10 protein-coding genes and 1 other RNA gene are annotated in these 10,971 nt (G+C 51.5%); 7 read left to right on the plus strand and 4 right to left on the minus strand.

Annotated features, from left to right (window positions below; genetic code table 11):
• A partial coding sequence (locus A918_RS0109395; RefSeq protein ID WP_022710817.1) for a class I fructose-bisphosphate aldolase occupies positions 1–969 on the minus strand: 969 nt, incomplete at its 3' end.
• A 291-nt stretch (positions 970–1,260) separates the two neighbouring features.
• Here A918_RS0109395 and A918_RS0109400 point away from each other — a divergent pair.
• Positions 1,261–2,418, plus strand: a complete 1,158-nt coding sequence (locus A918_RS0109400) for a PQQ-dependent sugar dehydrogenase (RefSeq protein ID WP_028233610.1) — start codon at positions 1,261–1,263, stop codon at positions 2,416–2,418.
• Here the strand turns inward: A918_RS0109400 and pgk are convergent.
• The 3 genes from pgk to tkt all read right to left on the minus strand — a co-directional run bounded on the left by pgk (position 2,364) and on the right by tkt (position 6,753).
• On the minus strand, positions 2,364–3,578 hold the full coding sequence (gene pgk / locus A918_RS20050; RefSeq protein ID WP_022710819.1) for a phosphoglycerate kinase: 1,215 nt from the start codon (positions 3,576–3,578) through the stop codon (positions 2,364–2,366). The two genes, A918_RS0109400 and pgk, sit on opposite strands and share 55 nt — an antisense overlap.
• Before the next feature lie 85 nt (positions 3,579–3,663).
• Positions 3,664–4,671, minus strand: coding sequence for a type I glyceraldehyde-3-phosphate dehydrogenase (gene gap / locus A918_RS0109410; protein ID WP_022710820.1), 1,008 nt, complete (start codon positions 4,669–4,671; stop codon positions 3,664–3,666).
• 96 nt (positions 4,672–4,767) lie between these two features.
• Positions 4,768–6,753: a transketolase gene (gene tkt / locus A918_RS0109415; RefSeq protein WP_022710821.1), complete on the minus strand. Its 1,986-nt coding sequence runs from the start codon at positions 6,751–6,753 to the stop codon at positions 4,768–4,770.
• 416 nt (positions 6,754–7,169) lie between these two features.
• Between tkt and A918_RS0109420 the strand changes: the two genes are divergently transcribed.
• From A918_RS0109420 to A918_RS0109440, 6 genes are all read left to right on the plus strand, one after another.
• Positions 7,170–7,442 (plus strand): DUF4164 domain-containing protein, encoded by a 273-nt coding sequence (locus A918_RS0109420; RefSeq protein ID WP_028233611.1) that lies wholly within the window; start codon positions 7,170–7,172, stop codon positions 7,440–7,442.
• Between the two features lie 85 nt (positions 7,443–7,527).
• Complete coding sequence (locus tag A918_RS0109425) at positions 7,528–7,893, plus strand: cell division protein ZapA (RefSeq protein WP_022710822.1); 366 nt, start codon at positions 7,528–7,530, stop codon at positions 7,891–7,893.
• A gap of 100 nt (positions 7,894–7,993) precedes the next feature.
• A non-coding RNA gene (gene ssrS / locus A918_RS21510) (6S RNA) lies at positions 7,994–8,152 on the plus strand.
• A gap of 186 nt (positions 8,153–8,338) precedes the next feature.
• The gene (locus A918_RS0109430; protein WP_371257513.1) at positions 8,339–8,935 is read left to right on the plus strand and encodes a 5-formyltetrahydrofolate cyclo-ligase; all 597 of its coding nucleotides are present in this window, start codon (positions 8,339–8,341) and stop codon (positions 8,933–8,935) included.
• 48 nt (positions 8,936–8,983) lie between these two features.
• Complete coding sequence (locus A918_RS0109435; protein WP_022710824.1) at positions 8,984–9,808, plus strand: TIGR00282 family metallophosphoesterase; 825 nt, start codon at positions 8,984–8,986, stop codon at positions 9,806–9,808.
• Positions 9,809–10,197: 389 nt separating this feature from the next.
• Positions 10,198–10,944 (plus strand): TerC family protein, encoded by a 747-nt coding sequence (locus A918_RS0109440; protein WP_022710825.1) that lies wholly within the window; start codon positions 10,198–10,200, stop codon positions 10,942–10,944.
• Positions 10,945–10,971 lie beyond the last annotated feature (27 nt).

Below are 10,971 nucleotides of genomic sequence, written 5' to 3' on the forward strand. Positions count from 1 at the left end.
GGGGGCGGGATGGGTGAAGGCAGCCTGTGCTGCAGGAACGTTGTCGTCTTTACCGCCCCATGCCTTGATGGCAGCAGCCTGCAGAGCGCGGCCATAGGAGAAGGTCAGGTTCCAAGGCATATCATAACCGGCATTCATTGCGGAGAGATGTGCAGTTGCTTCAATATCCGACTGACCGCCGGAAAGGAATGCAATACCAGGAACGGCTGAAGGAACATTGGCTTTGAGTACGCGAACGGTGAGTTCAGCAACCTGTTCAACAGAAGCCTTACGGGCGTTCTTACCATCGATAACCATGTTTGGCTTGAGGATCATACCTTCGAGCTTAACGCGGGCATCGTAGAGTTCGTTGAAAACGGTTTTCAGAACCAGATCGGTCACTTCGTAGCAACGTTCAACGGAATGGTCGCCCGGTACGCCGTCCATAAGGATTTCCGGCTCAACGATCGGCACAATACCGGCTTCCTGACACAGAGCTGCATAGCGAGCCAGTGCCTGTGCGTTCTGACGAACTGCGCCCCATGTCGGCAGCTTGTCGGAGATTGCAATAACGCCGCGCCATTTGGCAAAACGTGCACCGAGTTCGTAATATTCATTCAGGCGTTCACGCAGGCCATCAAGACCTTCGGTGATGGTTTCGTCAGCAAAACCGGCCAGAGACTTGGCACCGGCATCAACCTTGATACCTGGGATAGAGCCGGCTGCTTTGATGAGGTCTGCAAGACGAGTGCCGTCACGGGCGCTCTGGCGCAGGGTTTCATCATAAAGAATAACGCCGGAAATGTAGTTCTTCATCGCATCATCAGCGCGGAACAGCATTTCGCGGTAATCGCGGCGCGCATCTTCTGTCGAAGTCAGATTGATGCTGTCAAAGCGCTTCTTAATTGTACCGGAGCTTTCATCGGCGGCAAGAATGCCTTTGCCTTTTGCTACCATGGCAACTGCAATATCTTCGAGACGTTCGCTCATAAAAAACTCCGTGTTAAGAAGGGCGTTGGAAATTGGTACCCAGCCGATAGCAGATGTGCCGGATAAAACAAATACTGTGCCAAGCACTTGAACCGATTGAATTAATTTTAACCGATTAAGTTCGGACAAGTTTTCTTAAAACTGGTTAAAATTACCGGATAAGTTTATCTGCACAACAGACTTGTCAACAGCCGTTGGATTGCGTTTGATACAGCCAGTCATAATCAACCGGTCAAGGGGGAGAGCGTGCTGAACGGACGCATCAAGATTACAGGTCTGAAACATGCAGGCATTCGTTATTTTCTGGTCTCTGCAATAGCAGCCGGCCTGTTCAGTCCGCCGGTTTTTGCATCCCAATCTGTTAATGCCGGTGGTCGCGCAGCGGTTGCTGAAAATCCGTTTAAAGTGCAGGAAATTGCCGAATTTAATACGCCGTGGGCGATTGCTTTTTTGCCGGATCAGCGTCTGCTGGTAACGGAAAAAGCCGGACATATTTTTCTGACTGATCGGGCTGGTAAAAAGACCGAAGTCAGCAATGTGCCTGCTGTATCTTTTGAAGGACAGAATGGCTTGCTGGATATTGCTGTCTCACCGGATTTTACCTCTGACCGGCTGGTCTATTTCACCTATGCCGAACCGGAACGCAGCGGGAAAGATATTGTCAGTTCGCTGGTGCTGGCACGAGCAAAATTGAGCGAAAAGGATGGCAAGGCCGCACTCGATGACCTGACTGTGATGTGGCGACAGCTGCCGAAAAGCAAATGGGGGCAACCGGGCGGCATTATCGCTTTCTCACCGAACGGAAAATATCTCTATTTAAGCTCCGGTGACCGGATGAACCCGAAAACCGCACAAGATCCGAAACTGGCTCTGGGTAAAGTGCTGCGCTTTAACCGCGACGGTTCTGTGCCGCAGGATAATCCGCGTGCCGATCTGGCAGGGCAGGATGAGGATAATGCACGGGCGCTGACATGGACAACCGGCCATCGCAATCCTTACGGACTGGCTTTTGCACCTGATGGCAAATTATGGCTGCATGAAATGGGGCCTAAAGGCGGGGATGAGTTGAACCTGATTAAACAGGGCTTGAATTACGGCTGGCCGGTTGTGTCGAATGGCACGCAATATAGTGGTGAGCCGATTCCGCACCATGAAACACGACCGGAGTTTGAACCGCCGGTAGTTTATTGGACACCGGTGATTGCGCCTGCAGGGCTCGCTTTTTATGAAGGCGTATTGTTCAAAAACTGGAAAGGCTCGGCGCTGATCGGCGGCCTTGCTTCCATGGCTTTGATACGGGTTGAGTTCAAAGAGGATGGGAGTGCTGATGAAGCGGAGCGCTATGATATGGAAAACCGTATCCGCGATGTGGCGATTGCCAAAGACGGTTCCGTCTATGTGATCGAAGATGATATTCCGGGGCGGTTACTTCGCCTGACACCGAAATGATCAGATATTAAAAAAGCCCCCCCCCACACACCGCCTGCAGTGGAGACATAGGAGAAATCATCGCTGACTTTGGCGTGGTTCAGCGCTGCAACAGTATCACCGCCGCCGGCAACGGAAACCAGCTTACCCTGTTTGGTGCGTTCAGCCGCATGCTTGGCTGCGGATACAGTTGCCGCATCAAAAGGATGCAGTTCAAAAGCACCGAGCGGGCCGTTCCAGACCAGAGTGGAGGCATCGCTGATTGCCGCATTGATACGGTCAACCGAGAGCGGGCCCACATCCAGCATCATGCCGTCATGCGGGATTGCATCCACACCATAATTCTGGTGCGGGGCATCTGCTGCAAAATGCCATGCAACCACAGCATCAACCGGCAGAATAATGGCGCAATTGGCGCTATCCGCTTTTGCCATAATCGCACGGGCTGTATCGGCCAGATCATGTTCGCAGAGCGATTTACCGACATTGTGGCCTTGTGCTGCAAGGAAAGTATTGGCCATACCACCGCCGATCACCAGAGCATCAACCTTTTCAACAAGGTTGGAGAGCAGGTCAATCTTGGTGGAAACTTTGGCACCGCCGACAATCGCGATCACCGGACGGGCTGGCTGGCCGAGACCTTTTTCCAGTGCTGTCAGCTCGGCTTCCATGGTCAGACCGGCAAAAGCAGGCAGAACATGCGCCAGACCTTCTGTCGAGGCATGAGCGCGGTGCGCAGCCGAGAAAGCATCATTGACATAGATATCGCCATTGGCAGCAAGCGCCTTGACGAAATCAGCGTCGTTTTTTTCTTCGCCTTTGTGAAAACGGGTATTTTCAAGGAGCAGAACATCGCCGTCCTTCATGGCGTTAACGGCTGCAGCAGCTGCATCACCGATGCAGTCCTTTGCGAAAGCAACATGATGCTTAACCGCATGTGCCAAAGCAGGCACGATCTGTTCCAGCGAGAATTCAGCTTTGACTTCGCCTTTCGGGCGACCGAAATGAGCAAGCAGAATGACTTTGGCGCCACGTTCACGCAAAGCATTGATGGTCGGAATGATACGGTCAATACGGGTGGTATCCGAGACTTTGCCGTCCTGCATCGGTACGTTCAGGTCTACGCGGACAAGCACGCGCTTTGAAGCAACATCTGCGTCTTTAAGAGTGCGGAAATTCATAAGAGGTCTCCGGTTTTTGCGGAATAAAAAAGCCGCGCGTCCAGTGAGGGCACGCGGCTTCGGCATATTTGGTCCGAGCAGATGCTTAGATCAGCTTGCCAAGCGCAACCGCAGTATCGCTCATGCGGTTTGAGAAGCCCCATTCATTGTCGTACCAGGTCAGGATGCGCACCATGGTGCCTTCCATAACTTTGGTCTGATCCATATGGAATACGGATGAATGCGGGTTGTGGTTGAAGTCGATGGAAACCAGCGGCTCATCAGTAAAGCCGAGAATGCCTTTGAGGCGGCCATTGGCAGCTTCGCGGATTGCATTGTTGATTTCTTCAACAGTTGTGGAGCGCTTTGCTTCAAATGTCAGGTCAACAACGGAAACATTCGGGGTTGGTACGCGGATTGCAACGCCGTCGAGCTTGCCTTTGAGTTCCGGCAGAACCAGACCAACAGCTTTAGCCGCACCGGTTGAAGTCGGGATCATCGACAGGGCAGCAGCGCGGGCACGATACAGATCCTTATGCATGGTATCCAGCGTCGGCTGGTCACCGGTATAGGAGTGGATCGTGGTCATGAAGCCTTTTTCAATGCCGATTGCGTCATTGAGAACCTGAGCCACCGGTGCAAGGCAGTTGGTGGTGCAGGACGCATTGGAAATGACCAGATGATCTTTGCTCAGCTTGTCATGGTTGACGCCGTAAACAACAGTCAGGTCAGCATTGTCCGCAGGCGCGGAAACGATAACGCGCTTGGCACCGGCTTCCAGATGGGCAGCAGCTTTATCGCGGGTTGCGAAAATACCGGTGCATTCCAGAGCAATGTCCACGCCTTCAGCTGCCCATGGCAGTTCAGCAGGATTGCGCACAGCGTGAACTTTCATCGCGCCGCGGCCAACATTGATGGTGTCGCCTTTGACAGTCACTTCTGCCGGAAAACGGCCGTGAACGCTGTCATAGCGCAGAAGATGCGCATTGGTTTCAACCGGACCCAGATCGTTGATTGCTACAACTTCGATATCGGTACGACCCGATTCGATGATGGCGCGCAGGACGTTACGGCCGATACGACCAAAACCGTTAATAGCGACGCGAACTGCCATATTATGACTCCCGAAACTGTTCGATGTTTTTCAGTCTGCTTTTGCAGGCTGAGAGAGAAAAAGGAGTAATCAGGTCACCTGATTACTCCTGATAAATTAGCTCAGCTTGGCTTCTGCTGCGGCAACCACAGCTTCTGCAGTGATGCCGAAATGCTTGTAGAGATCATTGATCGGGCCGGAAGCGCCGAAGCCTTTCATGCCGATGAATGCGCCGTTTTCGCCGATGAAGCGTTCCCAGCCCATGGAAATTGCTGCTTCAACCGCAATACGTACCGGCGCAGTACCGATCAGTGCTTTCTGATAGGCTGCTGTCTGGTTTTCAAACAGTTCAAAGCAAGGAACGGAAACCACGCGGGTCGGAATGCCTTTGGCTTCCAGCTGTGTGCGGGCATTGAGCGCGATTTCAACTTCTGAACCGGTGGCGAAAATGGTGACTTTTGCATCATCCGATGCGGTCGCCAGTTCATAGGCACCATAGGCGCAGAGATTGTCATCATCGTGCTGGGTGCGCACGGTCGGCAGGTTCTGACGGGTCAGAGCCAGTGTCGACGGTGTTTTGGTCGAATTCAGTGCAATCTGCCAGCATTCAGCAGTTTCAACCGCATCAGCCGGACGGAATACGAAATGGTTCGGAATAGCGCGTAATGCAGCCAGATGTTCAACCGGCTGGTGTGTCGGGCCGTCTTCACCAAGACCGATGGAATCGTGGGTCATGACATAAGCAACGCGGATGCCCATCAGCGAGGACAGGCGCATGGCCGGACGTGCATAGTCGGAGAAGCAGAGGAAGGTGCCGGAATAAGGGATAACACCGCCATGCAGCGCCATACCGTTCATTGCAGCGGACATGCCGAGCTCACGGATACCGTAATGGACGAAACGGCCATGGTAATTATCCGGTGTAATCGGCTTGGTCTGCGAGGTCAGCGTGTTGTTGGAGCCGGTAAGGTCAGCGGAGCCGCCGATGGTTTCCGGTACAACGCCGTTGATAACTTCCAGAGCCATTTCCGAAGATTTACGGGTGGCAACCTTCGGCTTATCTTCCGAGAGCTTTTTCTTATAGTCGATGATCGCCTGATTGAAGGCGCTTGGCAGATCGCCGCGCATACGGCGTTCAAATTCTGCACGAACCGATGCGTCAGCGGCAGCAAAGCGCTTTTCCCATTCGATACGCTTCTTCGCGGAGTTCAGGCCAGCCAGACGCCATGCATCAAGCACATCCTGCGGGACAGCAAATGGCTCATATTCCCAGCCGAGTGCCTTGCGGGTGGCTGCAATTTCTTCTGCGCCGAGCGGCGAACCGTGAACCTTGCTGGTGCCAGCCTTGTGGGGCGAACCAAAACCGATGGTGGTTTTGCAGGCGATCATGGTCGGCTTGTCAGAAGCTTTGGCGAATTCAATAGCCTTGGCAATTGCATCCTGATCGTGACCGTCAACTTTCAGCGTATTCCAGCCGGAAGCTTCAAAGCGGGCGCACTGATTGGTGGAATCGGACAGGGAGATCGGACCGTCGATGGAGATATTGTTGTCATCCCAGAGAACGATCAGACGGTTCAGCTTGAGGTGACCGGCCAGCGAAATCGCTTCCTGGCTGATACCTTCCATCAGGCAGCCGTCGCCAACCAGAACATATGTGTGGTGGTTGACAAGTGCATCACCGAATTCTGCGTTCAGAATACGTTCTGCCAGTGCCATACCAACGCCGTTGGCAATACCCTGACCGAGCGGACCGGTCGTGGTTTCAATACCGGCAGCATGGCCGAATTCCGGATGGCCTGCGGTGCGGTGACCGAGTTGACGGAAATTTTTGATTTCGTCGAGCGTGATGTCTTCATAGCCGGTCAGATACATCAGGGAGTAAAGCAGCATCGAACCATGGCCTGCGGACAGGACAAAACGGTCACGGTCAGGCCATGTGGTGTTCTGCGGATCATGGGACATGAAACGGGTGTAAAGCGTGGTCGCAATATCAGCTGCGCCCATCGGCAGGCCCGGATGGCCCGAATTGGCTTTTTCTACTGCGTCCACAGACAGGAAGCGGATTGCGTTGGCCATCTGGTTCTGTTTATCGGAATTACTCATGGTTTCGGCTGTCTTTCCTGTGGTGCCTGCAGAATGTGTAAAGAGCTGTTAGCCTCAGACATCGGCAGATTTGTGAGCATTAGGACATAACTTGCAGTAAAAAGATAAAAAGAGCTCTGCTGCAAGGGTTGGCGACACATAACATTTGCATGAAGAGAGTCAACAAAGCGCTGGCATTCTGCACGTATAACAGGGGATTTCAGGCCTGCATGCGACACAGTGTGCGCGCTTAAAACGGTTGAAGTTACAACTGCGCTTGTCAAACCCCGTTGTAAATATGGTGTATGAGTTAACGCCTTTGTGTGACATTTGTTGCTTCACAGCATTGTGCTTATTAAAGTGATGGCAAATCTGCCGCTTCCGGCATGACGATTCGGCCTTATTTTGAAAAGCCGTTATCGGCAAAGGGAAAGAATATGGCTTCAGAAATTACGCTCAGACAGGCGATTGAACAACTGGAAAAAGCAATGACAACTCTTGAGCAGGCTGTTGAATTACGGCTTGAAAAAGAGGGGGACTTTGTGGAAGCGGAAGAAGAAGTACAGCGCATGAATGCTGACCGCTCCAAGCTGGCACAGGAACTTGATTTGTCTGAGGCTCGTGCCGAGCGGCTGGAGACAGCCAATCGTGAAGTCTCGCGGCGGCTGGTAACGGCTATGGAAACAATCCGCACGGTTCTCGATCGTTGAGGCTCTTGCCGGACAAAATTTAGCAGCTATTTATGTTCTATAGCTTGCACGGCAAAATAATAAAAAACGGCAGAACGGAGGTCCCATGGCTACAGTAACAGTGACAATCGATGGCAAAGCCTATCGTATGGCCTGTGACGAGGGTCAGGAAGAGCATCTCTCCGGTCTGGCTGACCGTTTTGACCAATATGTCATGCATCTCAAAGGCTCTTTCGGTGAAATCGGCGATCTGCGCCTGACCGTTATGGCCGGTATTATGGTGATGGACGAGCTGGCCGAATTGCAAAAACGCTTGCAGGGGCTGGAAAATGAAGCGGAAACGCTGCGTCGCTCCCGTGATGATGCTTTGTCCCGTGCCGATAAAAGCGACAGCGCTTTGACACAGGCAGTGGCACGTGCTGCCCATCAGATTGAAGGTCTGGCTAAAAAAATTGCACCACGCGGCACTTGATCTGGCAGTTCTGATTTATTGTGATGAGTTGAATAAAAAAATCTGTATCCGCGAGAATGCCCTCTGGTACAGGGGCATCAGAATCCCTATAATAAATACAGGCGTACTGCTCTTCACGACAGAAGGTTTAACATCCCCGGGGCCTTATTGATCTCTAAGGGAACTGTCCCTGAGGAGGCTCGAGGGCTTCTTCATATGGTGCCCACCTACGTTGTAGGTTCCCGGGATCAATCGCTTCATCGGTCGCTGTGGTTCGCCGCTCTTTCCTCTTTCATATTTGCCTTTTTTCGCGTCTTTCTGTTTTAATCGGAAAGAGGCGTTTAGAGCATAATTCCTTAAACTTGGATCAGTTTAAGGTGAAATTATGCTCTAATTTTAAAGTGTTAGAGCGAGTTTTGTGTGCAAGTATGGCACACGGCGCTCTAGGTGTGTGAAATGAAGGAAAATGAGCATGGCGGATGGTGATCTGAAAATGCAGAAGGCCGATTTGCGAAAATCCGTTCTGCAGGCGCGCAATGCTCTCCCTGAAATTTTCCGTAACACTGCTTCTGAGACCATTGTTCAGAACTTTCTGAACGGTATTACTCTGCCTGAGAAGGCCTGTGTCTCCGGTTTCTGGCCGATCCGCTCGGAAATTGATCCGCGACCATTAATGCGGGTGCTTGAAGCGCGTGGCATGACACTCTGTGTGCCGGCGATTTTGGATAAGCAGACTATTGAATTCCGCACCTTGTCTTTTGGCGATACGCTGGTTGAGACGGGCTTTGGTACAATGGGGCCACCGGCCGATGCGCCGGTTGTTGATCCCGATATTATGCTGATTCCGCTGGCGGCATTTGACGGTGCAGGCAACCGGATCGGCTATGGTGCGGGCTATTATGACCGTGCAATTGCAGCTTTACACCATAAAAATAAGCATCCGCTGCTGATAGGTGTTGCGTTTGATGCCCAACGGGTAGATCACATAGCCCATGAGCCACATGATGTGGCATTGAATTATATTCTGACTGAAACCGGACTTATTGCGGCATCGCCAGTGTGATATTTGCGTGATATTTGCGGAAAATCCAAAAGCAGGTTTGAAGGATCTATGCGTTTTCTTTTCTTGGGTGATATGGTTGGCCGCTCCGGTCGCACAGCAGTTTTTGAAAAATTACCGGGTCTGATTTCTGATCTGAAACTGGATTTTGTCGTTGTTAACGGTGAAAATGCTGCCGGTGGCTTCGGGGTAACGGAAGAAATCTTTCATGAGACCATCCGTGCCGGTGCCGATGTCATGACCACCGGCAATCATGTCTGGGATCAGCGCGAAGCTCTGGATTTCTCCCGCCGCGAAGATCGCTTTTTGCGCCCTGCGAATTTTCCGAAAGGCACTGCCGGTAAAGGTTCCGGTCTCTATATTGCTAAGAACGGTGCGCGCGTGCTGGTCGCCAATATTATGGGGCGCGTTTTTATGCATCCTGATCTGGATGATCCGTTTAAGGCCGGTGAGGAAATTCTCGGAGCCTGCCCGCTTGGTGAACAGGCAGATGCGGTGATCTTTGATTTTCACGCGGAAGCCACCAGTGAAAAGCAGTGTTTCGGCCATTTTGTCGATGGCCGCGCCAGTCTGGTTGTGGGAACGCATACCCATGTACCGACAGCTGACTGCCAAATTCTGACCAATGGTACGGCCTATATGTCTGATGCCGGTATGTGCGGTGATTATGATTCATCGCTGGGTATGGACAAAGAAGAGCCGCTCAACCGTTTTCTCTCCAAAGTGCCGAAGGGGCGCTTTGAGGCTGTCAGTGGCCCTGCAACCATCAGCGGTATCGGGGTTGAAATCTCAGATCGTACTGGTCTGGCAGAAAAGGCGGCGCCATTGCGCATCGGGCCGCGGCTTGAAGAAACCATTCCGTCTTTCTGGCGCTGAAGTATCGTTTTGCTAAATAAAATTATAAGACCCGCATATTTTACGGATATGCGGTTTTTTTGTTTGGCTGAACATGCGAAATATTTCAGGCAGAAATAAAATGTTGGGCTTCTGTTTTATTGAAAAACAGGCATTCTTTTCCCATGTGCCTGTCTCGTGATTTCATGAGATTGTAAAATATCTGTGCGTGTTCAAGTCTTTATTGCCTGTATAGGCGGTTTATAACCGGAACATGGACTGAGTTTTGAACTGTTTTGTCATAAGTAAAATGACGCAGCTCACCTGTCTCTTTGGCTTTGCGCACTATCTGATGCAAAGCCGCATGGTATTTGCCGGATATGCTTACATTACAGATCTATCAATAATTCTTCGACGCAAAGGGCGCCTGAATGGAATTTTTCGCTGAGTATTTTGGTTTTTTGGACAGCCCTGCGGGATGGGCTGCCTTGGTCACATTGCTGGTCATGGAAATTGTTCTCGGCATTGATAATCTGATCTTTATCTCGATCCTCACCAATAAGCTGCCGCTGCATCAGCAGGCAAAAGCCCGAAAAATTGGTATTGGTGCTGCGCTGATCCTGCGTCTCGGACTGCTTTTCACAATTTCCATTATCGTACAGATGAAGGATCCGGTGATTGAGCTGTTCGGTAATCAGTTCTCATGGCGCGATATTATTCTGATTGCCGGTGGTCTGTTCCTTGTCTGGAAAGCGACCAAGGAAATTCATCACACGGTTGATCCTCATGACGGTGCCAAAGCCGGTGCAGGTAAAGTTGTGACATTGAGCATGGGTGCTGCAATTACACAGATCCTGTTGCTTGATCTGGTCTTCTCGGTCGACAGTATCATCACAGCGGTAGGTATGACCGATGAGATCGTGATCATGGTGATTGCTGTTGTCGGTGCTGTAACAGTGATGCTGCTTGCTGCTGACCCGCTGTCGCACTTTATCGGTAAGAACCCGACAATCGTTATGCTGGCGCTGGGCTTCCTGCTGATGATCGGTATGACCCTGATTGCCGATGGCTTCGGTTATCATGTGCCGAAAGGCTATATCTATGCTGCGATGGGCTTCTCGGCGCTGGTCGAAATCCTCAATATGCTGGCGCGTCGCCGCAATAAATCCGCTGAGTAAATCAGTATAAAATCCGCATATAAAAAA

This window comes from Pseudochrobactrum sp. AO18b (assembly GCF_000409565.1).
Lineage (GTDB): Bacteria > Pseudomonadota > Alphaproteobacteria > Rhizobiales > Rhizobiaceae > Pseudochrobactrum > Pseudochrobactrum saccharolyticum.

Bases quoted from the DNA above. Each gene is read 5' to 3' on its own strand.
- pgk (WP_022710819.1), bottom strand. From the start codon at position 3,578: ATGAATTTCCGCACTCTTAAAGACGCAGATGTTGCTTCAAAGCGCGTG.
- tkt (WP_022710821.1), bottom strand. From the start codon at position 6,753: ATGAGTAATTCCGATAAACAGAACCAGATGGCCAACGCAATCCGCTTC.
- A918_RS0109420 (WP_028233611.1), top strand. From the start codon at position 7,170: ATGGCTTCAGAAATTACGCTCAGACAGGCGATTGAACAACTGGAAAAA.
- gap (WP_022710820.1), bottom strand. From the start codon at position 4,671: ATGGCAGTTCGCGTCGCTATTAACGGTTTTGGTCGTATCGGCCGTAAC.
- A918_RS0109425 (WP_022710822.1), top strand. From the start codon at position 7,528: ATGGCTACAGTAACAGTGACAATCGATGGCAAAGCCTATCGTATGGCC.
- A918_RS0109435 (WP_022710824.1), top strand. From the start codon at position 8,984: ATGCGTTTTCTTTTCTTGGGTGATATGGTTGGCCGCTCCGGTCGCACA.
- A918_RS0109430 (WP_371257513.1), top strand. From the start codon at position 8,339: ATGAGCATGGCGGATGGTGATCTGAAAATGCAGAAGGCCGATTTGCGA.
- A918_RS0109440 (WP_022710825.1), top strand. From the start codon at position 10,198: ATGGAATTTTTCGCTGAGTATTTTGGTTTTTTGGACAGCCCTGCGGGA.